Here is a 21,765-nt window from a genome sequence, read left to right as displayed (position 1 = left end):
CAGCCTATGACGGGAGGGACGCGACAAAGTGTGCGAAGAGTTCCCGCCGAAAGGCCGGAAGGGCTCAGCGGGCGGCGAGGCCGTCGAGTGCGGCGTCGATCATCTGCCGGGGCAGGTCGGGGTCCTCCAGCGGCGCGTCGTCCCACAGGACGGTGCGCAGCAGGATCGGCCCGATCAGCATCTCGCAGAGCAGTTCGACGTCCAGGTCGGAGCGGAGCTCGCCCGCCTCGACGCCGCGGCGGACGATCTGCCGGATCAGCTCGCGGCGCGGACGGACCACCCGTTCGTGGTACGTCTGCTTGAGTTCGGGCCAGCTGTTCATCTGCCCGAGCGCGGACTTGACGATCCACCGGGAGCGCTTGATCAGGCCGCGCCGGCGCATGTAGTCGACGGCGCTGATCAGGTCGTCCCGGTAGGTCGGGCCGGCCAGCGGCGGCATCGGCTCCTCCAGCCGGTCGACCACGTCGACCAGCAGGGCCTCCTTGTTGGGCCAGCGCCGGTAGATGGTGGCCTTGCCGACGCCCGCCTCGGCGGCGATCCGCTCGATGGACAGCTCGGCCAGGCCGACGCCGTCCTCCATCAGCTTCTCGACGGCGCCGAAGATCGCGTGCTCGGCGGCCTCGCTGCGCGGACGGCCCCGCCGCGGAGCGTCCTGCTCCGCGGCGGGGCCGTGGCACGGCGTGAGCGGAGTGTCGGCGCTTGTCATGGCCTTATTCTCCACCCTTGCGATCAGACCTTGGCGGGACTCGCGTCGGAGCCCGTCCGGCCCTGCGCGCCGGGCTTCCCGGCGGGGCCGCCGGGGGCGGCGGGGAGCTTGCCGGGCAGCAGCGCCATCGCGAGCACCGCGCCGAGCACGGTGACGCCGGCCGAGACCGCGGAGACCACGTGCATGGCGTGGATGAACGCGTCCTTGGCGGGGTCGACCAGGGCCTGCAGGTGCAGCCTCTCGGCCGCCCCGAGGGTGGACTCGATCGACTCGCCGGCCCGCGAGCGGAACTGCTCCGGCACCGCGCCGAGGTGGTCCTCCATGCCGTTGCGGTACACGGTGGACAGCAGCGCGCCCAGCACCGCGATGCCCAGCGAGCCGCCGACCTGGCGGAAGGTGTTGTTCAGCGCGGAGCCCGCGCCGGCCTTCTCGCGCGGCAGCGCGCCCATGATCGCGACGGTGACCGGCGGCATCACGTGCGCCATGCCGGTGCCCATCACGAAGCCGAGCACGATCAGCAGCCAGATCGGGCTGGTCGCGGTCAGGAACACGTAGCCGAGGAAGCCGACGGTGACCAGCAGCATGCCGCCGGCGCAGGTCAGCCGGATGCCGATCCGGTCCACCACCAGGCGGGCCCGGGGCGCGAAGATCAGCTGGGCGACGGCCAGCGGCAGCATCAGCTCACCGGCCTGCAGGGCGCTGTAGCCGCGCACGCTCTGGGTGTAGAACACGCCGAAGAACGAGACGCCCATCAGCGCGAAGAACACGATGCCGACCACGCTGATCGACGCGGAGAACACCTTGTTCCGGAACCAGGTGACGTCCAGCGCGGGGTGGCTGGTGCGCTTCTCGAACAGCACGAAGGCGGCCAGCGCGAGCAGGCCGACCAGGGTCGGCACCCACGCCTCGGGCGCGGTGAAGTCGGCGAGTTCGCCGCCCTTGATGATGCCGTAGATCAGCGCGACCAGGCCGATCACGGACAGCAGCACGCCGACCGGGTCGAGCTTGCCCGGGTTGGGGTCCTTGGAGTCCGGGACCAGCCAGCCCATCAGGCCGAGCGCGAGGACCACGATGGGGACGTTCACCAGGAACACCGAGCCCCACCAGAAGTGCTCGATCAGCAGGCCGCCGGTGATCGGGCCGATGGCGATCGCCAGGCCCACCGCGCCGGCCCAGATGCCGATCGCCTTGGGCTGCTCGTGCCGCTCGAAGACGTTCATGATGATGGCCAGCGTCGCCGGCATCACGAACGCGCCGCCGAGGCCCATTACCGCGCGGTAGCCGATGAGTTCGCCCGGGCCGGCGGCGAACGCCGACAGCAGCGAGCCGAGTCCGAAGACCACCATGCCGGACAGCAGGGTCCACTTGCGGCCGAACCGGTCGCCCAGCAGGCCGGCGGTGAACAGCAGCCCGGCGAACACCAGGGTGTACGAGTTGATCGCCCATTCCAGGTCGCTCTGGCTCGCGCCGAGGCCCACCGGGGCGGGGGTGGCGATGGTCTTCATCGCCACGTTGAGGATCGAGTTGTCGAGTACGACGACGAGCAGGGCGAGCACCAGGGTGCCCAGGATCCACCAGCGTCGGCGGTGTACGGCTTCCGGCACCCGAGGGGCCTGGAGCGGCGCGGTCGGCGAGGTCATACGAACACACTAGCCGCCATTTCGATACGAGACGGTTCCGTATCGTAACGGTCGGGACACCGAACGGCAAAGACCTCCCCAAGAGCCCCCCGGGGTCGAGAACCCCCGACGGACTTCCGCCTCTTTGCTGACGGCCCGTGGCGTGCAAGCATGGAGCCAGATCCGGGGACGCCGCACGGCGCCACGAGACGACACACACCAGGAGTCTGTTCGATGAACGCCTCTCCGCTTCAGCCTGCCCAGACGCAGGACGCGCCCGTCAACACCCTCTACGGTGGGGTCACCAGCCGACGGGTGACCGTCCGGGACCTCGCCAAGGCCAAGCGCAACGGCGAACGGTGGGCGATGCTCACCGCCTACGACGCCCTCACCGCCGGCGTCTTCGACGAAGCCGGCATCCCCGTCCTGCTCGTCGGCGACTCCGCCGGCAACTGCCACCTCGGCTACGAGACCACCGTACCGGTGACCATGGACCAGATGGTGATGCTCTCCGCCGCCGTCGTCCGCGGCACCCAGCGCGCCCTCGTCGTCGCCGACCTCCCCTTCGGCTCCTACCAGGAGTCCCCCGCCCAGGCCATGCACAACGCCGCCCGCCTGATGAAGGAGGCCGGTGTCCACGCCGTCAAGCTCGAGGGCGGCGAGCGCAGCGCCCGCACCATCGAACTCCTCGTCGAGGCCGGCATTCCCGTGATGGCCCACATCGGCCTCACCCCCCAGTCCGTCCACGCCTACGGCGGCTACCCCGTCCAGGGCCGCGGCGACGAGGCCGCCCACCAGCTGCTCCGCGACGCGAAGGCCGTCCAGCAGGCCGGCGCGTTCGCCGTCGTCCTGGAAGCCGTCCCGGCCGAACTCGCCGCCGAGGTCACCACCCATTCCGCGATCCCCACCGTCGGCATCGGCGGCGGCCCGGGCACCGACGCCCAGGTCCTGGTCTGGACCGACTTCGCCGGCATGACGGCCGGCCGCGTCCCCAAGTTCGTCAAGCAGTACGCCGACCTGCGCGCGACGCTGGCGCAGGCCGCGAGCGAATTCGCGGCGGACGTGCGCGAAGGCGCCTTCCCGGGCCCGGAGCACAGCTTCCAGTAAGGGCAAAAAGGGCGCGAAAACAGGGGCGCTGGGGGTGCCCCAGGCGAAGCCGAGGGGGCGGAACTGCGCGACAAGCGCACACCTGTCCGCAAGGTCGCGATCAACGGCAAGTCATTGCCTGCGTCGCGACCTTGCGGACAGGTGCCTTCCGCCTCGCGCAGTTCCCCGCGCCCCTGGTTTGCCACCTGCCCGCGCCCATTCACTGTCACCCCCCGTCCTTCCCCTGACAGTCGGATGAAGGTCGCCTGACAGGTGGCCCCGGCACGGTGTTCCCATGACGCGAATCGAACGGAACGCCGTGGAGGTCCACGGCATCGTGAAGCACTACGGGGAGACGAAGGCCCTCGACGGGGTCGACCTGACGGTGCGCGAGGGGACGGTGCTCGGGCTGCTCGGGCCGAACGGGGCCGGGAAGACGACGCTGGTGCGGGTGCTGTCGACGCTGATCAAGCCGGACGCGGGCACGGCGTTCGTCGGCGGGTACGACGTGCTGCACCAGCCCAAGCAGTTGCGGCGGACCATCGGTCTGACCGGCCAGTACGCGTCGGTGGACGAGCTGCTGTCCGGCTACGAGAACCTCTACCTGATCGGGCGCCTGCTGGACCTGTCGGGGAAGGAGGCCAAGGCCCGCGCCGCCGAGCTGCTGGAGCGGTTCTCGCTCACCGAGGCGGCCCGGCGTCCGGCCAAGGGCTACTCGGGCGGCATGCGGCGGCGGCTCGACCTCGCGGCGTCGATGATCGGCCGCCCGAAGGTGCTGTACCTGGACGAGCCCACCACGGGGCTGGACCCGCGGACCCGCAACGAGGTGTGGGACGAGGTGCAGCGGATGGTCGGCGAGGGCTCCACGGTGCTGCTGACCACGCAGTACATGGAGGAGGCGGAGCAGCTCGCCGACGCGCTGACCGTGATCGACAAGGGCCGGGTGATCGCCAACGGCGGCATTCAGGAGCTGAAGGCCCAGGTCGGCGGCAAGAGTCTGCAGGTGCGTCCGCTGCGTCCGGCGGAACTGCCGGAGATGGCCCGGTGCCTGCGCGAGACCGGCGTCCCGGCGACGTTCTCGGAGGAGTCCGGCCTGCTCTCGGTGCATCTCACCGACGAGGAGCAACTGACGACCGTCATAGCGGCGTTGGGCACCCGCGGGTTCGGGATCGCGGGCATCGACACCAAGCTGCCCAGCCTGGACGAGGTCTTCCTGACCATCACCGGCAAGCCGTCCGTCCCCGCCCCGGCCCGTGACAAGGAGCCCGTCGCATGAGCACCGCCACCCTGAGCCCCGCACCCGCGTCCGCTCCCGCCCGGGCGAGCGGCGACGACACCCGGATCGGCCTGCGGGCGAACCTGCGCCATCTGGGTGCGCTGACCCGCCGGAACCTGATGCGGATCAAGGCCGACCCGGAGTCCATGCTGGACGCCCTGCTGGTGCCGGTCATCATGATCCTGCTGTTCGTCTACGTGTTCGGCGGCGCGATGGCCACCAACCAGCACGAGTACATGCAGTACATGGTGCCCGGCCTGCTCGGCACCACCGGCCTGAACCTGGCGATGGCGCTGGGCACCGGCCTGAACACCGACTTCCAGACCGGCGTGATGGACCGCTTCCGCACCCTGCCGATCGGGCGCTCCGCGGTGCTGCTGTCGAAGATGATCGCGGAGACGCTGCGGGCGCTGGTCGCCTTCGCGGTGCTGATCGGCTTCGCGCTGCTCCTCGGCCTGGAGGTCAAGGGCGGCCCGCTGAACCTGCTGGCCGCGGTCGGCCTCTCGCTGGTGTTCGGCGCCTCGCTGATGTGGGTGTCGATGCTGCTGGGCATGGCGCTGCGCAGCGCCCAGGCGGTGCAGGGCATGGCGATGATCGTGATGATGCCGCTGCAGTTCGGCAGCTCGATCTTCGCCAACCCCTCCACCATGCCGGGCTGGCTGCAGGCGTTCACGAAGCACAACCCGCTGTCGGCGCTGGCGGACGCCTGCCGCGCGCTGATCAACGACGGCGCGGTCGGCAACTCGGTGGTGACGGTGCTGATCTGGTCGGCGGCGATCACCGTGGTGACCGCGCCGCTGGCGGTGGCCCGCTTCCGCAAGCGCACCTGACGGTGGATCAGCCGGCCTCGGAGCGGAACGAGCCGGGATCGTTCAGCAGGGCGGACGCCTCACGCAACGTGAGGCGTCCGCCCTGCTCGTAGGCGCTCAGGTAGGCGTCCGCGCCGAGCAGTTCGCGGGCCGCGGCCACGCACCGGGCGTGCTCGCTGCGCTCCATGAACGAGCCGGGCATGCCGCTGATGCCTTCGTGCGCGCCCAGCAGTTCGGCGGCGCGGCGGGCGGCGGCGGGTTCGTCGTACGTCCGGGCGTACTCGACCAGGGCGCCGGCCATCGGAACCATCAGCATCATCGCCATGTGCTCGACGAAGATGGTGGCGCCGCCCTCGACGTCGGTCATCGAGCGCCGGCCGGCGCGCATCAGCTCCAGGCCGGCCGCGGGGTCGCCGGACCGGGCCACCACCCAGCCGCGGATGCAGGCGACGATGCCGGCGAACACCGAGGGGACGGGGCCGCGCAGGGCGTGGCCGACGGGCAGTTCGTCGAGCAGGGCCAACGCCTCGGCGTACTCGCCGCGGCGCACCGCCAGGTTGCACAGCACCAGCCGCCCGTACATCCGGGCGCCCTCGGCGTCGGTGTGCTCCTCGGCCGCGGCGGCGACCGCCTCGCGGACCATCCGCTCGCCGGCCTCCGGGTCCCGTTCGGCCAGCACCTCGCCGAGCCGGGCCCGCAGCATCGGGACCTCCTGGTGCGCGCCGAGCTGGGTGGAGAGCTCGATGGCCTGCCGGAAGGCCGCCTCGGCCTGGGCGGCGTCGCCGGACTTGGTGGCGTTCTCGGCCTTGCCGGAGAGGGCGTCGGACATGCCCCAGCGGTCGCCCAGGGCGGTGTAGAGGGCGAGCGCCTCCTCGCTGTCGGCGATCGCCCGGTCGAGGGCGCCGGCCAGGTCGTTGAGCAGCCGGGCGCGCAGCTGCAGGGCGAACGCCAGGTCGAGCGGGCCGCCGTGGACCCGGGCGCCGGCCACCGCGTCGTCCATCACCTCACGGGTGCGCTCGATCTCGCCGGTGAGGAAGACGGTGAAGATCCGGGCGAGCACCGGCTGCCGGTAGGACTGCGGCAGGTCGGGGGTGTAGGTGGCCAGGATGCGTTCGGCGGTGTGCAGCGCGCCCGAGCTGTCGAGCATGCTCATGTCCCCGGAGAACATGCTGATCAACCGATGCAGGCCGAGCTGGCGGCGGGCCTCGTCGAGGAGCTCGGGCGGCATCGGCAGCGGCGCGTCCAGCGGCCCGGCGGTGAGCGGGACGGGCGGCGGGGCGTCCTCGGCGTACGGGTCGGGGCCGAGCGCGGCGACCGCCTCGTACCAGGCGCGGGACTCGATGCGGTAGTCGCGCAGCATCCAGTAGCCGGCCATCGACAGCACCAGCGCCAGGCCCTCCTGCTCCTGGCGGGCGTCGACGGCGCGGCGCAGCGCGGCCCGCAGGTTCTCCTGCTCGCGGTCGAGCCGGGCGAGTTCGTCGAGCTGCCCGGGGCCGTGCAGGTTCAGATGGGCGGTGCGGCCGAGTTCGCGGTAGTGGGCGGTGTGCCGGTCGGCGACCTCGGGTTCCGCGGCCTCGGCGAACCGTTCCGTCGCGTACTCGTGGATGGTCTCCAGCATCCAGTAGCGCGGCTGCTCGCCCAGGCCGGCCACCAGCAGGGACTTGTCGACCAGTGACAGCAGCAGGTCGGCGACCTCCGCCCGGGGCACCTCGGCGTCCGCGAGCACGGCCTCGGCAGACTCCAGGGTGCAGCCGCCGGCGAACACCGAGAGCCGTCGCAGCACGGCGCGTTCGCGCGGGCCCAGCAGGTCCCAGGACCAGTCGACCACGGCGCGCAGGGTCTGCTGGCGGGGCAGCAGGGTGCGGGAGCCGGCGGTGAGCAGCGCGAACCGGGAGTCCAGCCGGTCGGCGAGTTGACGCGGCGTCAGTCCGCGCAGTCGGGCGGCGGCGAGTTCGATGGCCAGCGGCAGGCCGTCCAGGCGGCGGCAGAGTTCGGCGCAGGCCTCCGGGTCCTGGTCGGTGCGGAAGCCGGGGCGGGCGGCGGCGCCGCGTTCGGCGAGCAGGCGCAGCGCGGACGGGTCGGGCAGCGGTTCGACCGGCAGCACGGTCTCGCCGGGGACGCCGAGCGGTTCGCGGCTGGTGGCGAGGACGGTGACGCCGGGGCAGTCGGCGAGCAGCCGGTCGGCGAGGTCGGCGGCGGCCTGCACGACGTGCTCGCAGTTGTCGAGCAGCAGCAGGACGCGGCGGCGGCCGAGGTGGTCGACCACCCGGCGCACCGGGTCCTTGCGGCCGCCCTCGATCACCTCGGCGACGCCGCCGGTGTGCAGCACGGTCTCCCGCAGGCCGAGCGCGGAGGCGACGGCGGCGGGGACGGCGGCGGGGTCCTCCAGCGGGGCGAGTTCGATCTGCCAGACGCCGCCGGGCCAGTGCGCGGCGTCCTGTTCGCGGCGGCCGGCCTCGACGGACAGCCGGGTCTTGCCGGAGCCGCCCGGGCCGGTCAGGGTGGTCAGCCGCCCGGCCGTCAACGCGCCTGCCACGGTGACGAGTTCGCCTTCGCGTCCGACGAAGCTGGTACGGCCGGGGCGCAGGTTGCCGGCGGCCGGGGCCACTGCGGCGGCGGCGCGCGGGGGTTCGGCCGCAGTGGTGAGCAACTCGCGGTGCAGGGCGCGCAGTTCGGGGCCGGGGTCGGTGCCGAGCTGTTCGGCGAGGGTGTGCCGGATCTCCTCGTAGCGGACGAGTGCCTCGGCGGTGCGGCCGGCCGCGCGCAGGGCACGCAGCCGGAGTGCCTGGAGCTGTTCGTCGAGCGGGTGGTCGCGGCAGAGTTCGGCGAGCTCGGCGGTGACCTCGGCGGCCCGGCCGAGGGCGAGTTGCGCGGTCAGCCGGTGCCGGCGGGCCTCCTCGCGCTGCGCCTCCAGGCGGGCGGCGGGGGCGGTGCGGTCGGGCAGGTCGGCGAGCGCGGGGCCGCGCCACAGCGCGAGGGCGGCGGTGAGCCGGTCGGCGGCGCCGGCCGGGTCGCCGTCGGCGAGGGCGCGGGCGCCGTCGCCGGCCAGCCGCTGGAACTCGGCGACGTCGGTGTGCGGGCCGGTCAGCCAGTAGCCGGCCGGTCCGGAGCCGATCTCGGCCCGGCCGACGGTGCGGCGCAGCCGGCCGACCAGGGTCTGCAGTGCGGCGGCGGTGTCCTGCGGCGACTCGTCCGCCCACACCTCCTCGGCGAGCAGCTCGGCCGGGACGGGCCGGCCCTGGCGCAGCACGAGCGCGGCCAGCAGGGCGCGCAGCCGGGCGCCGCCGAGCGCGATCGGGGTGCCGTCGTCGTGGTGGGCGGTGGTGGTGCCGAGGATGCCGTAATGCACCCGCCCATTCTGCGCGACGCGCCGGACGCCGGGCGCACATCCGTGCGGAACGCCCGGCTGCCGCCGTCCGTTCATCCTGGGCCGCTTGTCCGGCGCGCCCGGCGCCCGGCATGATCGGACGTCCATCCGCCCCCAGCTCCGGAGCCTTCTCGCCATGACCTACGCCAGCACCGGCCAGCGCAGCGCGGAGAGCCGGGTCAGCCCGATCTTCCTGGCGCTGGCCGGCACCTTCGTCGCCGCCGGCCTCGCGCTGGCCACCGGCTGGGGCAACGACCGGTTCGGCATCTTCCTGTTCGTGGTGGCGGGCTGGATGGTGTCGCTCTGCCTGCACGAGTACGCCCACGCGCGCACCGCGCTGGCCGGCGGCGACATCACGGTCGGCATGAAGGGCTACCTGACGCTGAACCCGCTGAAGTACGGGCACGTGGTGATGAGCTTCGTGCTGCCGGTGGTGTTCGTGCTGATGGGCGGCATCGGCCTGCCCGGCGGCGCGGTCTACATCGAGCGGGACCGGATCTCCGGCCGCCTCAAGCACAGCCTGATCTCGGCGGCCGGCCCGCTGGTGAACGCGGTGTTCGGCGTCCTGCTGCTGGTGGCGGTCAGCCAGGGCTGGTTCGACAACCCGGACGTGCCGGCCCACTACGACGGCCAGGAGCTGGGATTCTCCCCGCTGCCGGCCGCCCTCGGCTTCCTCGCCTACCTGCAGGTCACCGCGGCGATCCTGAACCTGCTGCCGGTGCCCGGCCTGGACGGCTACGGCATCATCGAGCCCTGGCTGTCGCTCAGGACCCGCCGCGCGATCGCCCCGTACGCGCCCTACGGCATGCTGCTGCTGTTCGCGCTGGTGTGGCAGAGCCAGGTCGGCCAGTGGCTGTACGACTTCACCATGGGGATCTTCGACCTGTTCGGCGCGGACTCGCACTACGCGACGGTCGGCCGGCTGCTGTTCAGCTTCTGGAAGACCTACTGAGCCGGCCGGGCCCGGGCCGGACCTACTGGGCCTGGGCCTGCTCGGCCCGGGCGGCGCGGTCCCGGCGCAGGTAGTACCAGGCGATGTTGCTGGACACGCCGGCCATCAGCACCCACACCACGCCGAGCCAGTTGCCCTGGATGAACGAGACCACCGCGGCGATCACCGCCAGGACCAGGACGATCGTGGCGTACAGGGCGTTGCGGGGCATGGCGGGACTCCTCGGGCGGGCGCGGTGTGGCCCCGCCATTCTCGCCGACCGAACACGCCGCACCGGCCGGGGGTGGCGGGTGCGCGCCGCGGCGTCGGTCACACCGCGGCGCCGTCTCCCGCTCAGACGTCGGTGATCCGCAGGCCGGCGTGCGCCTTGTAGCGGCGGTTGACCGAGATCAGGTTGGCCACCAGCGCCTCCACCTGGTGGGCGTTGCGCAGCCGCCCGGCGAAGACGCCGCGCATGCCGGGGATCCGGCCGGCCAGCGCCTGCACGGTGTCGGTGGCGGCGCGGTCCTCGCCGAGCACCATCACGTCGGTGTCGATCGACTCCACCGACTCGTCCTGCAGCAGCACCGCCGACAGGTGGTGGAAGGCCGCGGTGACGGTGGAGTCCGGCAGCAGCGCGGCGGCCTGCTGGGCGGCCGAGCCCTCCGGGACCTGCAGCGCGTAGGCGCCCTGCTTGTCGAAGCCCAGCGGGTTGACGCAGTCCACCACGATCTTCCCGGCGAGTTCGGCGCGCAGCGAGGTCAGCGTCTCGGCGTGGCCGTCCCACGGCACCGCGACGATCACCACGTCGCTCTCCCGGGCGCACCGCGCGTTGTCGGCGCCGCGGACGCCGAGGCCGAGCGCCGCGGCGCAGTCCTCGGCGCGCTCGGCGCTGCGGGAGCCGATCATCACCTGCTGGCCGGCCCTGGCGAGCCGGTAGGCCAGGCCGCGGCCCTGGTCACCGGTGCCGCCGAGGACGCCGACCACCAGGTCGGAGACGTCCGGCAGCTGTCGGCCCGGTCCGGCCGTCGCGTTCACTGAATCGGGTTGCGTCATGCCGAAGATCCTGCCAAATCCGTTGCCCGGGCAGCATGCTGTCGCGCATGGACGCGGTGAGAGTTTCCGCACTCCGGCAGTCGCTGGCCGGCACCGGCTGGCCCGAGCGGGCGGGCGCCTTCGCCGCCGCGCTGCGCGGCTCGGTCACCCGGCGCAGCGCCACCGGCCTGCTGCTGGTCGGCACCCCCCGCTACGAGCCGTGGCACCTGGCGGCGCACCTGAGCGACGAGGCCGCGTACAGCGGGGTGCCGGAGCTCGTCCCGACGCTGCTGCGGCACACCGTCCCGCCGGGCGCGCCGAGCCACCTGGCGTGCGGGCTGCCCCGGCTGGAGGAGGCGCGGAACGGCGCGACGGTGCTGCTGGTCGCCCCCGCGCCCGCCGACGCGCCCCTGCTGGAACGGCTCGACGGCGCCCGCCGGGCCGGCGCGGTGCTGCTCGCCCTGGACGACGGCGACCCCGAGCTGACGGCGCTGGCGCACGAGCGGCTGACCGTGCCGGAGGCCGAACCCGAGCCGTTCGAGCTGGTGCAGCACCTGGTCAGCTCGGCCACCTCGACGGTGCCGCCGCGCTCCCGGCTGGCCCGGCTGGTGGAGCGGCTGACCGCCTCGCCGGTGGTGCGCTGGTGACGGGCCGGCAGAAAACCTGTTGCCCCGGTCCGTCCGCCTCCCGCAGCATCTGACCATGTGACAGCTGCTGCCCACTTCTTCCGCAAGTTGATCCCGGACCTGACGCCCTGGCGCGCCTCCCGGGAGTTCCGGCTGCTCTGGACGTCGGGGTGCGTCACCGCCTTCGGCAGCTTCCTCACCTACATCGCGGTGCCGATCCAGATCAAGCAGCTGACCGGCTCGACCCTCGCGGTCGGCCTGGCCGGCGCGTTCGAGCTGGTGCCGCTGGTGGTGTTCGGCCTGTGGGGCGGGGCGCTGGCGGACGCGCTGGACCGTCGCCGCCTGGTGCTGCTCAGCGAGGCGGGGCTGACGCTGATGGCCGTACTGCTGCTGGCCAACTCCGTGCTGCCGCACCCGATGCTGTGGCCGATCTACCTGGTGGGGGCGCTGACCGCAGCGCTGGACGGCATCCAGCGCCCGGCGCTGGACTCGATGTTCCCCAGGGTGGTGGCGCACGACCAGCTGCCCGCCGCGTTCACCCTCGTCTCGCTGTACCGCAACGCCGCCTCGGTGGCCGGCCCGGCGCTGGCGGGCGTGGTCGTCGCGGTGGCCGGCGCGCGCAGCGCCTACGCGCTGGACGTGCTGACCTTCCTGGTGTCGCTGGCGCTGATCGCCCGGATGCGTCCGATCCCGCCCGCCGAGAGCGCCGACCGGCCCTCGCTGCGCAGCCTCGGGCAGGGCCTGGCCTACGCGTGGAGCCGCAAGGACCTGCTGGGCACCTACGCGATCGACACGGTGGCGATGCTGTTCGCCTTCCCGGTCGCGGTCTTCCCGTTCCTGGCGGACTCGCTGGACGCCGAGTGGGCGCTGGGCCTGCTGTACGCGGCGACGGCGGTCGGCGCGCTGCTGGTGTCGGCGACCGGCGGCTGGCTGTCGCGGGTCCACCGGCACGGACGGATGCTGCTGTTCGCGGCGCTCGGCTGGGGCGGGTCGATGGCGCTGGCCGGCCTGGCCGGGAACGTCTGGCTGGTGCTGCTGTGCCTGGCGCTGGCGGGCGCGGCCGACCAGATCAGCGGCGTCGCCCGGTCGACGATCTGGAACCAGTCCATCCCCGACGAGCTGCGCGGCCGCCTCGCCGGGGTGGAGCTGCTGTCGTACTCGGTCGGCCCGCAGCTCGGCCAGGTCCGGGCCGGCGGCATGGCCGCGCTGGTCGGCACCCGGGCCTCGATCTGGACGGGCGGCGTGATGTGCGTGCTGGGCGTGCTGGCCCTGACGGCGTCCATCCCGAAGCTGCTGGCCTGGGACTCCCGCACCGACCCGCACGTCCTGGCGGTGCGGGCGCAGCACGAGAAGCAGCAGGCCGAGGCCGCGGCCGCCGAAGTGTGAGGGGGCGTCAGGCCTCGGGCGTCTCGTCGTTCCAGCGCGGGTCCTGCTTCCACTCCTGGTTGCGCTCGGCGGCGGTCTCCAGGGCGTGCGCGGCCTCCTCGCGGGTGGCGTACGGGCCGAGCCGGTCCTTGGCCGGGCACTCCGGGCCCTCCTCGACCTTGCCGTGCTTGATGCAGTAGAACCACTCCCCCGGCTTGCCGGTGGGCTTGCTGCGGCCGAACACCATCGTCTCGTCTCCCGTCCTGGTGGGCCCTCGCGGCGGCGGCCGCGGCGGTCAGCTGTGATCATTCCCGGTGGCCCGCCCGCGCACACGGCCCGGGGCGGGCGGACGGCGGCCGATACACTCGCGGTCATGGCTCTGGTACCCGGCACGCAGTCCCCCACCCGCAAGGTCCCCGCGCACATCGCGCGTCCGGAGTACGTCGGCAAGCCCGCGCCGACCCCGTACACCGGCCCCGAGGTGCAGACCGCGGAGACCGTCGAGAAGATGCGGATCGCCGGCCGGATCGCGGCGCAGGCGATGGCCGAGGCCGCGAAGCTGATCGCCCCCGGTGTCACCACCGACGCACTCGACGCCGTCGCGCACGAGTACATGTGCGACCACGACGCGTACCCGTCCGACCTCGGCTACCGGGGCTTCCCGAAGTCGGTCTGCACCTCGATCAACGAGGTGATCTGCCACGGCATCCCGGACTCGACCGTGCTGCAGGACGGCGACATCGTCAACATCGACGCCACCGCGTACATCCACGGGGTGCACGGCGACCTGAACGCCACCTACCTGTGCGGCGACGTGGACGAGGAGTCCCGGCTGCTGGTGGAGCGCACCCGGGAGTCCCTCGACCGGGCGATCAGGGCGGTCAAGCCCGGACGCCAGATCAACGTGATCGGGCGGGTCATCGAGTCCTACGCCAAGCGGTTCGGCTACGGCGTGGTCCGCGACTTCACCGGCCACGGCATCAACACCTCGTTCCACTCCGGCCTGATCGTCCCGCACTACGACAGCGACCGGGCCACCGAGGTGATCAAGCCGGGCATGACCTTCACCATCGAGCCGATGCTCACCCTGGGCAGCTACGACTACGACATCTGGCCGGACGGCTGGACGGTGGTCACCAAGGACCGCAAGCGCACCGCCCAGTTCGAGCACACCCTGGTGGTCACCGCCGACGGCGCGGAGATCCTCACCCTCCCCTGACCGGGCAGCACAGCGGCCCGTCGCCCTACCCGGGGCGACGGGCCGCTGCGTCGTTCCTGCGCCGCGTGCCTGCTCGGCTCAGCCGATCAGCCACTGCTCCTCGGCGACCGCGCCGACCTCGGTGCACGCGTCGGTCAGCACGTCCAGCACCCGCAGCGGGTCCGGCAGCGGCTGGTCGGGGCCGCGCAGCCAGCGCACCCGGGAGCCGTCGGTCAGCGCGGCCGGCGGGACCAGGGTGTACGAGCCGCGGCAGTGCCAGCGCAGCCCGGGATGCTCGGAGACCGTCTCGGGCGTGGAGTCCAGCGCGCTGGGCCACCACTCGTCCTCGTCCTGCGGGGTGCCGCGGGTGGCGGTGAAGAACAGGTACCGGTCGCCGCCGACCGCCGCCACCGGACCGCCCACACCGAGCGCGTCCAGCCGCCGCAGCGCCAGCTCGCCGGCCTCGGCCGGCACGTCCAGCACGTCGTGCACGCGGCCCGTCGCGGTGACGAAGTTCGCCTCCGGGTCACGCGTCAGCCAGTGCGCCAGTTGCTCGGCGTCGACGGTGGCCTGGGACTGCCAGGCGAAGGACACCGGATGCTGGGCCGGAGCCGGACAGCCGACCCGGTCGCACGAACACCGGTACCCCGCCGCCGGGTGCGCCGCCGGCGCCACCGGGAACCCCGCCCGGACCGCCCCCAGCAGCAGATCCAGCTTCGCAGCCGCGTCCCCCGTGGCGTCCGGGTCGTCCTTCCGGTCCCGCCGCCACCAGGACGTCCACCTGCTGCTGGCTTCCATCTGGCCCCTTCCGCACCTGCTGAGCTGCCGCACCTGGTACGGCACGGCCACCGACGCAACACCCGACGCCAACGCACGGAGCCGCTCGCTGCTTCCCGAATCGGTGCACCGCGCGCGGGGGCGTCTGCCGTCGACCGGGGCCGGGTTCTCCGGCCGGCCGACGTCCGGGGCGGGTACGGAGTTCGAGAGTCTCGCTCGGCGGGCGGGCGCACCACGGCGCGCCCCACCCGGCCCGTACGGGCCCGCGGACCCGGGGCAACCCCCGGGGGCGTACGTAGCAGGATAAGGGTCCGAAGGCCCTTCCCATGACCGTCGGCGATGCTGTCCGCGTCACACCCGCCGCGACGCGACGGACACACCCGCCCGCACCGGACATCCCGCCGCGTGCCTACCCTGGACCGGTGAAGAGCGCCGACACCGAATTCCTCGGGGGGCCGCTGGACGGCCGAGTCCTGCCGATCCTGCTGAGCCCGCTGCACACCGTGCCGAAGGTCTACCGGGTGCCCGTCCCCGCGCACGGGGACACCCCGGCGATCACGCTGGTCTACCGGCGCGCCAAGGAGTACAACGCGAAGGGCCGCTTCCGCTGGCGGTACGAGTACGACGACGCCGCCAGCGGCTGACCGTCCGTCACGCCCCGCCCCGGGGTGGGGATCAGGCCTCCTCGGCCAGGATCAGGTACAGCTTCTTCTTCGTCTCCGCCAGCACCGCCAGGCCCTTGGCGCGCTGCTCCTCGGTGCCCGTCATCATGACCTGGCGCACCGCGTGGTCCACCGCCGCGAGCGCGGCGCCGACCTCCTGCACGGCCTCCCAGTCGTCCCGCCGGCCGGCCTCGTCCCACGGGGACTCGGGCCCCTGTTCGGCCTCGGCCCGGCCCTGCTCGGTCAGTTCGAACAGCTTCTTGCCGGACTCCTCGTTGGCCTTGATCAGGCCTTCCTCCTCCAGCAGCTGGAGCGTCGGGTACACCGAGCCCGGGCTGGGCCGCCAGACCCCGCCGGTGCGCTCGCCGATCTCGGTGATCATCTCGTAGCCGTGCATCGGACGCTCCCGCAGCAGCGCGAGCAGCGAGGCCCGCACGTCACCGCGCCGCGCCCGGCCCCCGCGCCGCCCGCCGTGCCCGCCGCGCACCCCGTGACCGCCGAAACCCCGCCCGCGCGGCCCGAACCCGGGCCCGAACGGCGGCATCGGCCGCCCCTGCGCCCCGAACGGCCCGAACGCCGCCCGCGCCTCGAACTGCTCCCCCTCCTCGGGCCGCTCGGCCCACCGACGCCGACCCTCCCCGCGATAACGCTTGTCGTACCGCATGACGAACACCCGCTTCCCATGGTTGTCGGACACTCCGATCGTCGAAGCATCTCGATAACTCGACGATATATCGGTAACTGTCGAACGACAAGGGATGTCGACACCCGGCCGCCGGTCCGCGCGCAGTGCTACGGCCCGGCCTCGGTGATCGCGGCGTAGGCCGCCGCATTCGTCCACTCCTCGGCGCTGCTGTCGGTGGTCAGGTTGATGTAGAGAGCCCGGGACTGCAGCAGGTAGCGGTGGCTGTTCATCCGGTAACCCGACTGGGTGGCGCTGCGGATGTCCGTGCCCCTGTCGCAGAGCTGGGAGCCGGGGCCGGTCGTCGGACACCAGAGGCTCCAGTCCGTGATGGAGAACTCCGCGAGCGCCTGCTTGCCCCGGTCGGCGGCCTGTGCATCGGCCAGGGGTATCACCCAGACCGCCACCGCGATCCTGGCGTTGGCGTCGATGTACGTCCCGACCACCTGCTTGTCGCAGCCGGCCTTGCGCAGTGCCGTTTGGAGGCTCTCTTTCATGGAGTCGTCCGGGCAGTCCCCCGTGGAGCCGCTGTTCCGGGTGTAGGTCACGCCCTTGGAGTCGGTGAAGGAGACGGGCAGCAGCGCGCTCGCGGTCAGCGGGGTCCGGTCGGTCTGCGCACTGTCGAGCGACCTGGGGTCGAAGGTGGCGGTGGGGGTGCGAGCGGGGGTGGTGGTGACGGGCGCAGGCGTACGGGTCGGGCTCGCGGAGGTCGGAGAAGGGGTCGGCGGCCGGGTGGTGCCGGGTCCCTCCGCGTGGTCACCGGTGCCTCGGGAGCGGGCGATCATGACGGCCAGGAGGACCAGGACGAGCACCACGAAGACGACGGGGGCGACGAACGAGGACTTCGACCGGCCCTGCGGCGCGGGCGCCCCGTCGGAGGCCGCACCGTCGGAGACCGCGTCGGCCGGTGGTGCGGCGGAGGCGGTGGGGACCGTCGGGGCGGCCGCCCGGAGGCACTCCGCCCACTCGGCCGGCGACGGCCGGCGGGCCGGGGCGGGGTCGAGGCTCCGGCGGGCGAGCTCGCCGAGGTCCGGGCTCAGCGCCGTCAGTGCGGTGGGATCGGTGGTGACCTGGTCCCGGGCGATCAGGCGGACGGCGAGGAGCGCGAGTTTGTGGACGTCGCCGGCCGGGGTGGCCTTCTCCTCGCCCGCCGGGAGCTGCCAGTCCGGCGTCTCGGCCTGCGGCAGGACGCTGGCGCCCCGCAGCCGCATCGCGTCGCAGTCGATGAGGAAGCACTCGGGCGGACCGGTGGTGGCGAGCAGCAGGTTCTTCGGGGACAGGTCCCCGACGCCGATGCCGATGCGGTGCAGCCGGTCGAGCGTCCCGGCCAGGTCGGCGAGCAGCAGGAGGCGGTCCCGTTCGCCGACGGTGAGTCCGATTCCGGCCGTGTACGCGTCGTCGTTGAGCAGGAACTCCAGGTTCGCCAGTCGGCGGGTGCCGCTGCCCGCGCCGCTCAGGCTGCGGAAGTCGAACCGGAACCGGTCCGGGGCGGCCCGCATGAGGAACCCGCTGACCTGGCCGTCCGTGCGGACCACGGCGGCCGGCCAGGCGGTCTTCTCGCACAGCCACCGGCCCTCGTCGCCGCTCAGCTCGTCGAGCAGGTCCACCATCGCGGTCAGCGCGGCGGCGTCGAGGTCGGGGAGCAGGGCGGGCGCGTACTCCTTGTAGACCACGTCCCAGCCGCCGTCGGCGGCGGCCCGGTTGATCCTCAGGTTGGCCACCCGGTGGACGACGCCCTGGCCGCCCTGCCCGAGACGGCGGTCGAGGACCAGGGCGCCGCGGTCGACGGCGCCGCCGGGAGCGGCGTTCATCGGGGCGGGGCCGGGCTGCGCCGCCAGATCGCCAGCAGGGTCCGGTCGTCGTCGAAGGTCTCCCGGGCGAAGTCCAGCACGTGTGCGAGCCACAGGGGTGACGGCGGTGCGGCGAGTTGACGGGCGAACAGCGCGCCGACCTGGCCGTCGCCGTCGCCGAGCGGGTCGCCGAAGCCGTCGGTGCCGACCACCAGCACCTGGTCCGGCGTCAGGCGCAGGGTGGCCTGTTCGAGGGCGGCGGGGACGCTGGGCAGTGCCGTGACCTCGTTGGAGACCAGCAGGGCGTCCGAGCCGGTCTTCGTCGGGAAGACCGGCCAGTAGGCGCCCCGCCGGCTGTCGAGCAGCCAGGCGCCCGAGTCCCCGATCCGGCACAGTTCGACGACCGGCCCGTCGGGGTGGGGCCGGACCAGGCCGGTGACCAGCGTGGTCGCGTACCGGCCCGCGACCTCGGCGGTGCTCGGCTCGGCCTCGTTGAGCCGCCCGCGGGCCAGCCGCCGCAGCCGCTCGGCGGCGTGCCGGGCGACATCGTGGAGGTCGAGGGCGTCCGGGCTCCAGGCGAGTTGGAGCAGGATCCGCTCCAGCGCGGCCCGGCAGGCCTCGCCGGCGCCGCGCTCGGCCCTGGTGGCACTGGAGACGCCGTCGGCGACGGCGAACACGACGGCCCCGGTGGGCGCGTGCGGCACGGCGCGGGCGGCGTCCTGCCGCGGCTTGCCGTAGTAGCGGTGGTGGGCGCCCCGCACCGACGCCAGCCGCACGGTGAGGCCCGCGGTGGACCAGCCGTCGCACTCGGTGTCGGGCACGTCGAGGACGTCCCCGCCGGGCGGCCGGGCCTCGAACTCGACCCCGGGCGCCCCGACGGCGATCCGCTGCCAGGGCAGCGGGGACGGCGTGCCCTCGGCGCCGTCCGGACTCACAGGCCGACCTCGTCGATGGCCATGGTGAACTGGTCCGGCCGGTTGACGACGAGCTGCGGGTTGGCGGAGTTCAGCGCCTGGCCGGAGGAGACCAGGCTCGCGGTGAGCGAGTGGAAGAACTCCGAGATGGCCCGGCCGATGTCGGCCCCCGGCACGGCCACGAAGGCGAACTCCGGCCGGGTCGCGACCTCCAGCATGGTCCGGGCCTCGGCGCTGCCGATGCCGCAGGCGATGATGTTGGGCGCCGTGGGAGTGCGGGACCGGTCTACCAGCAGGGCGTGCGACCGCCGCCAGGCGTCCCCGTCGGTCGGCTGGCCGTCGCTGAGGAAGAACACCACCGGGCGGTGCACCTTGTACCCCTGGCCGCGGAGCCACTGCACGTCGGTGGGAATGCGTTGCCGCAGGTCGTCGAAGACCGCCCGGTAGCGGGTGGTTCCCCGGATGACCACCTCGGGCAGGCTGGTCTCGGCCCGCATGTCGGCGACCGCGAGCCGGACCTGCACGTCGTCGGAGAACCCGAGCACGGCGAGCCTCAGCTTCGCCGCGACCATCGGTTCGGCCCGCAGCCCCTCGCAGAGCGAGACCAGGCCCTCGGACAGCTCCTCCCGGTACGGGCCCATCGAGCCCGACTCGTCGGCCAGCACGTACGCAGGCAGCAGCACACCTTTGATCTCGGCCATTGCGTCCCCCATCCACGTCGCGCGAGCGACACCTGATGTCCCACTGTCGGCGGTGCTTCGGGCGTCAGGGCAGCAGTGCCCTGACCGCCTCGTCCAGGCCCTGGATCTCGGCGGCGATCGCGGTGGTGGCGGCCACGCCCTGGCCGGCCCGGGAGAGGAAGCGCAGGACCTGGTCCCAGCGCCGCACGGGCTCGGCCACCACCTGCTGGAGGTCCTCCGCCGCGCGGACCGCGTCGGGGTCGGGGCTCTGCCGCAGCTGCTCGACGAGGGCGAGCACCCGTCGGACGACGGCCTCCTCGTCCACCGCCGAGGTGTGGACGGTCGCGGAGGAGTCCTGGCCCGCGGCGATCGCGCCGCCGCTGATGGTGACCTGGGCGTTGCCGCTGATGTGGAGTCCGCCGGTGATACGCCGGTCCTCGGTCATCGGCCTTCCTTCCTTCTGCTGCCCGAGGCGCGTTCTGCCAGGCGCACGAGTCTGCTGCCGGCACCGGCGGCCACCGGGGAGTTGACGAAGCTGACGTTGGCGTTGTCGGAGGCGAACACGCCGCCGTTGTAGATCACGCTCTGGCGCTCCCGGAGTTCGGAGACGTCGACCTGCCGGTCGGCCAGGAAGTCGGTGAGCGTGTCCAGGGCTCGGCGTTCGACGATCTTGGTGTACATCTGGCTGTCGACCTGCTGGAAGTACCGGTGGAACCTGGGTTCGGCCGCCGCCTCCCGAATGCTCAGCTCGGCGCCGTGGTTGAAGGCCCCGAGGGCGATCAGGCGCAGTTGTTCCTTCTTCTTCTGACGGTCGGTCAGGCCGCCGACCAGCAGTTCGAGCGTCTTGAACGGGCTGACGATCAGTCCGCGCGGCACGGCGCCGGCCGAGGAGGCGACGAGGGCGAGCAGTTGCCGCCAGGTGGGGTGGTCGAGCAGGTGGTCGACCTGGTGGTACCGGTGGTGGATCGGGGGGAGCAGCGTGGTGCCGCCCTCGACGAAGAGCAGGTCCCGGGCAGCGCTCAGCGAGAACCGGACCACGGAGCCGGCCACCAGTTCGCCGCTCCACCCGGAGACCGTGGTGACCAGGTAGGGGCGGGCCCGCCCCGAGCCGTCCTCCCGCAGCCGGTCGAGCACGTCCGGGCGCAGTTCCGTCCGCGGCCTGCCGTCCGGTTGGGGAAGCAGCAGCCGGCGGAGCGCGGGGTCCAGCCCCTGGGCCAGGTCGGCGCCGTTCACGAAGACCCGCTCGGAGACCGCCACGCCGGGCAGCCCGAGGGCCTGGAGCGCGCCGGTGACTTCGGCGGTCAACTCCTGGAGGGTGAACGGGACGACGTGGTCGGACTGTTCGTCGGGCCGGTCCACGGCGATGGTGAAGTTCCACGGGGAGACGAGCCTGCCGTAGCCGAGGAACGGTTCGAAGCCCGAGAAGACCGAGACGTTCCCCTTCCGCTGCTCGGCGGCGACCTGGCCCAGCAGCTTCTCCTCGTGCGGATCGCCACGGGGAGCCCGGGCCGGGTCGAAGGCGTCCCGGCTCAGCTTGGCCCTCAGCACGCCGTAGAACGTGATGAGCCGTTCGGCCAGCACGATCCCCCAGGCCACGCAGAGCAGGGGGACGACGAGCGGTGGCAGCGGCACCGGCAGGACGGTCTCCGCGCTGTCCGGGAAGGACTGGAAGGCGAAGGAGGCCACCACGCCGAGCGCGACCAGCGTGAGCAGGGCCCGGGTGGCGGCCTGCCGGACCTGCGCGGCGATCGCGTACCGCAGCACGCAGACCAGGTCGACGCCGGGCGAGAACGCGACGGTGCGGTGCGGCTCCTTGAGCACGGACTCGATGGCCCGGTCGCACAGCTTGCTGTCCAGCTGGACGGCGACGCACAGGTAGCGGGTGGCGTCCGCCGCCGACCGCGGAGGCTGCCGGAGCGGGGCCTGGGGAGCGACCGCCCAGGTGCTGGACGAAGGCCCCGCCGCAGCGCCGGCCGGCGGATCGGGCGGCGCGAACGTGGGCTTCATCGGCGGCACGGCGTTCCCGGGCGCCTTGTTGTTCGGGTCCGTGGTCATGTCACCCCCCTTGAGCACTACCTGCGGCACAGAACACAGCACGCGACAGAACTCACCACAGAGGTGGTACCACCGTCCGCGCAGAGCAAACAAAAACCTTACGCATGAAGGGAGTTGACGATCATCCCGGACGGTCGGAGCCACCCGGCGCACAGCTCGCCGGCACCGGCGCGCGAGCCGGCGCACG

21 protein-coding genes are annotated in these 21,765 nt (G+C 73.1%); 8 read left to right on the top strand and 13 right to left on the bottom strand.

Going from position 1 to position 21,765, the window contains the following annotated elements:
* Positions 1-64: 64 nt before the first annotated feature.
* Together ACI1MP_RS26525 and ACI1MP_RS26520 are read right to left on the bottom strand one after the other, a co-directional pair.
* Entirely contained in the window at positions 65-706 is a 642-nt protein-coding gene (locus ACI1MP_RS26525) for a TetR/AcrR family transcriptional regulator (RefSeq protein WP_404869626.1), read from the bottom strand.
* A gap of 23 nt (positions 707-729) precedes the next feature.
* A complete protein-coding gene (locus ACI1MP_RS26520; RefSeq protein WP_380341168.1) occupies positions 730-2,346 on the bottom strand; it encodes an MFS transporter in 1,617 nt (538 codons plus the stop codon).
* A gap of 213 nt (positions 2,347-2,559) precedes the next feature.
* Between ACI1MP_RS26520 and panB the strand changes: the two genes are divergently transcribed.
* The 3 genes from panB to ACI1MP_RS26505 all read left to right on the top strand — a co-directional run bounded on the left by panB (position 2,560) and on the right by ACI1MP_RS26505 (position 5,517).
* A complete protein-coding gene (panB, locus tag ACI1MP_RS26515; RefSeq protein WP_363481801.1) occupies positions 2,560-3,432 on the top strand; it encodes a 3-methyl-2-oxobutanoate hydroxymethyltransferase in 873 nt (290 codons plus the stop codon).
* 274 nt (positions 3,433-3,706) lie between these two features.
* Positions 3,707-4,687, top strand: coding sequence for an ATP-binding cassette domain-containing protein (locus ACI1MP_RS26510; protein ID WP_100585874.1), 981 nt, complete (start codon positions 3,707-3,709; stop codon positions 4,685-4,687).
* The gene (locus ACI1MP_RS26505) at positions 4,684-5,517 is read left to right on the top strand and encodes an ABC transporter permease (RefSeq protein WP_404869625.1); all 834 of its coding nucleotides are present in this window, start codon (positions 4,684-4,686) and stop codon (positions 5,515-5,517) included. The genes ACI1MP_RS26510 and ACI1MP_RS26505 overlap by 4 nt, the downstream gene beginning before the upstream one ends.
* 7 nt (positions 5,518-5,524) lie before the next feature.
* Here ACI1MP_RS26505 and ACI1MP_RS26500 read toward each other — a convergent pair whose 3' ends face one another.
* Positions 5,525-8,845: a BTAD domain-containing putative transcriptional regulator gene (locus tag ACI1MP_RS26500; protein ID WP_404869624.1), complete on the bottom strand. Its 3,321-nt coding sequence runs from the start codon at positions 8,843-8,845 to the stop codon at positions 5,525-5,527.
* A 154-nt stretch (positions 8,846-8,999) separates the two neighbouring features.
* On the opposite strand from ACI1MP_RS26500, the gene ACI1MP_RS26495 reads away from it, so the two are divergent.
* The gene (locus ACI1MP_RS26495; RefSeq protein ID WP_100585871.1) at positions 9,000-9,815 is read left to right on the top strand and encodes a site-2 protease family protein; all 816 of its coding nucleotides are present in this window, start codon (positions 9,000-9,002) and stop codon (positions 9,813-9,815) included.
* A 22-nt stretch (positions 9,816-9,837) separates the two neighbouring features.
* Here ACI1MP_RS26495 and ACI1MP_RS26490 read toward each other — a convergent pair whose 3' ends face one another.
* The gene (locus ACI1MP_RS26490; protein WP_100585870.1) at positions 9,838-10,026 is read right to left on the bottom strand and encodes a hypothetical protein; all 189 of its coding nucleotides are present in this window, start codon (positions 10,024-10,026) and stop codon (positions 9,838-9,840) included.
* 122 nt (positions 10,027-10,148) lie between these two features.
* Positions 10,149-10,850, bottom strand: coding sequence for an NADPH-dependent F420 reductase (npdG, locus tag ACI1MP_RS26485; RefSeq protein WP_404869623.1), 702 nt, complete (start codon positions 10,848-10,850; stop codon positions 10,149-10,151).
* A 47-nt stretch (positions 10,851-10,897) separates the two neighbouring features.
* Between npdG and ACI1MP_RS26480 the strand changes: the two genes are divergently transcribed.
* A complete protein-coding gene (locus ACI1MP_RS26480; RefSeq protein WP_100586019.1) occupies positions 10,898-11,476 on the top strand; it encodes a hypothetical protein in 579 nt (192 codons plus the stop codon).
* A 57-nt stretch (positions 11,477-11,533) separates the two neighbouring features.
* On the top strand, positions 11,534-12,841 hold the full coding sequence (locus ACI1MP_RS26475; protein WP_404869622.1) for an MFS transporter: 1,308 nt from the start codon (positions 11,534-11,536) through the stop codon (positions 12,839-12,841).
* Positions 12,842-12,848: 7 nt separating this feature from the next.
* Here ACI1MP_RS26475 and ACI1MP_RS26470 read toward each other — a convergent pair whose 3' ends face one another.
* Positions 12,849-13,067, bottom strand: a complete 219-nt coding sequence (locus ACI1MP_RS26470; RefSeq protein WP_043913668.1) for a hypothetical protein — start codon at positions 13,065-13,067, stop codon at positions 12,849-12,851.
* A gap of 126 nt (positions 13,068-13,193) precedes the next feature.
* Between ACI1MP_RS26470 and map the strand changes: the two genes are divergently transcribed.
* Entirely contained in the window at positions 13,194-14,039 is an 846-nt protein-coding gene (map, locus tag ACI1MP_RS26465; protein WP_380341144.1) for a type I methionyl aminopeptidase, read from the top strand.
* 78 nt (positions 14,040-14,117) lie between these two features.
* Here the strand turns inward: map and ACI1MP_RS26460 are convergent, their stop codons facing one another.
* A complete protein-coding gene (locus ACI1MP_RS26460) occupies positions 14,118-14,816 on the bottom strand; it encodes a bifunctional DNA primase/polymerase (RefSeq protein ID WP_404869621.1) in 699 nt (232 codons plus the stop codon).
* 401 nt (positions 14,817-15,217) lie between these two features.
* On the opposite strand from ACI1MP_RS26460, the gene ACI1MP_RS26455 reads away from it, so the two are divergent.
* Positions 15,218-15,439, top strand: a complete 222-nt coding sequence (locus ACI1MP_RS26455) for a hypothetical protein (RefSeq protein ID WP_043913673.1) — start codon at positions 15,218-15,220, stop codon at positions 15,437-15,439.
* Between the two features lie 31 nt (positions 15,440-15,470).
* Here ACI1MP_RS26455 and ACI1MP_RS26450 read toward each other — a convergent pair whose 3' ends face one another.
* From ACI1MP_RS26450 to ACI1MP_RS26425, 6 genes are all read right to left on the bottom strand, one after another.
* On the bottom strand, positions 15,471-16,121 hold the full coding sequence (locus tag ACI1MP_RS26450; protein ID WP_189270315.1) for a PadR family transcriptional regulator: 651 nt from the start codon (positions 16,119-16,121) through the stop codon (positions 15,471-15,473).
* Between the two features lie 128 nt (positions 16,122-16,249).
* Positions 16,250-17,950, bottom strand: a complete 1,701-nt coding sequence (locus tag ACI1MP_RS26445; RefSeq protein ID WP_404869620.1) for a hypothetical protein — start codon at positions 17,948-17,950, stop codon at positions 16,250-16,252.
* A complete protein-coding gene (locus tag ACI1MP_RS26440; protein WP_404869619.1) occupies positions 17,947-18,864 on the bottom strand; it encodes a protein phosphatase 2C domain-containing protein in 918 nt (305 codons plus the stop codon). Before ACI1MP_RS26440 ends, ACI1MP_RS26445 begins: the two co-directional genes overlap by 4 nt.
* Entirely contained in the window at positions 18,861-19,544 is a 684-nt protein-coding gene (locus ACI1MP_RS26435) for a hypothetical protein (RefSeq protein ID WP_380341134.1), read from the bottom strand. Before ACI1MP_RS26435 ends, ACI1MP_RS26440 begins: the two co-directional genes overlap by 4 nt.
* A 64-nt stretch (positions 19,545-19,608) precedes the next feature.
* Positions 19,609-19,968 (bottom strand): hypothetical protein, encoded by a 360-nt coding sequence (locus ACI1MP_RS26430; RefSeq protein ID WP_100585861.1) that lies wholly within the window; start codon positions 19,966-19,968, stop codon positions 19,609-19,611.
* Positions 19,965-21,578, bottom strand: a complete 1,614-nt coding sequence (locus ACI1MP_RS26425) for a hypothetical protein (protein ID WP_380341132.1) — start codon at positions 21,576-21,578, stop codon at positions 19,965-19,967. Before ACI1MP_RS26425 ends, ACI1MP_RS26430 begins: the two co-directional genes overlap by 4 nt.
* Positions 21,579-21,765: the final 187 nt, after the last annotated feature.

The sequence above is a fragment of the Kitasatospora griseola genome (genome assembly GCF_044999035.1).
In the GTDB taxonomy this organism is placed as follows: Bacteria; Actinomycetota; Actinomycetes; order Streptomycetales; family Streptomycetaceae; genus Kitasatospora; species Kitasatospora griseola.
The sequence above is the reverse complement of the archived record's forward strand: the minus strand, read 5'-3'. Positions and strand labels throughout refer to the sequence as shown.

Coding starts and splice junctions, on each gene's coding strand:
- ACI1MP_RS26525 (WP_404869626.1), bottom strand. CDS start 706: ATGACAAGCGCCGACACTCCGCTCACGCCGTGCCACGGCCCCGCCGCG.
- ACI1MP_RS26520 (WP_380341168.1), bottom strand. CDS start 2,346: ATGACCTCGCCGACCGCGCCGCTCCAGGCCCCTCGGGTGCCGGAAGCC.
- panB (WP_363481801.1), top strand. CDS start 2,560: ATGAACGCCTCTCCGCTTCAGCCTGCCCAGACGCAGGACGCGCCCGTC.
- ACI1MP_RS26510 (WP_100585874.1), top strand. CDS start 3,707: ATGACGCGAATCGAACGGAACGCCGTGGAGGTCCACGGCATCGTGAAG.
- ACI1MP_RS26505 (WP_404869625.1), top strand. CDS start 4,684: ATGAGCACCGCCACCCTGAGCCCCGCACCCGCGTCCGCTCCCGCCCGG.
- ACI1MP_RS26495 (WP_100585871.1), top strand. CDS start 9,000: ATGACCTACGCCAGCACCGGCCAGCGCAGCGCGGAGAGCCGGGTCAGC.
- ACI1MP_RS26490 (WP_100585870.1), bottom strand. CDS start 10,026: ATGCCCCGCAACGCCCTGTACGCCACGATCGTCCTGGTCCTGGCGGTG.
- npdG (WP_404869623.1), bottom strand. CDS start 10,850: ATGACGCAACCCGATTCAGTGAACGCGACGGCCGGACCGGGCCGACAG.
- ACI1MP_RS26480 (WP_100586019.1), top strand. CDS start 10,898: ATGGACGCGGTGAGAGTTTCCGCACTCCGGCAGTCGCTGGCCGGCACC.
- ACI1MP_RS26470 (WP_043913668.1), bottom strand. CDS start 13,067: ATGGTGTTCGGCCGCAGCAAGCCCACCGGCAAGCCGGGGGAGTGGTTC.
- map (WP_380341144.1), top strand. CDS start 13,194: ATGGCTCTGGTACCCGGCACGCAGTCCCCCACCCGCAAGGTCCCCGCG.
- ACI1MP_RS26460 (WP_404869621.1), bottom strand. CDS start 14,816: ATGGAAGCCAGCAGCAGGTGGACGTCCTGGTGGCGGCGGGACCGGAAG.
- ACI1MP_RS26450 (WP_189270315.1), bottom strand. CDS start 16,121: ATGCGGTACGACAAGCGTTATCGCGGGGAGGGTCGGCGTCGGTGGGCC.
- ACI1MP_RS26445 (WP_404869620.1), bottom strand. CDS start 17,950: ATGAACGCCGCTCCCGGCGGCGCCGTCGACCGCGGCGCCCTGGTCCTC.
- ACI1MP_RS26435 (WP_380341134.1), bottom strand. CDS start 19,544: ATGGCCGAGATCAAAGGTGTGCTGCTGCCTGCGTACGTGCTGGCCGAC.
- ACI1MP_RS26430 (WP_100585861.1), bottom strand. CDS start 19,968: ATGACCGAGGACCGGCGTATCACCGGCGGACTCCACATCAGCGGCAAC.
- ACI1MP_RS26425 (WP_380341132.1), bottom strand. CDS start 21,578: ATGACCACGGACCCGAACAACAAGGCGCCCGGGAACGCCGTGCCGCCG.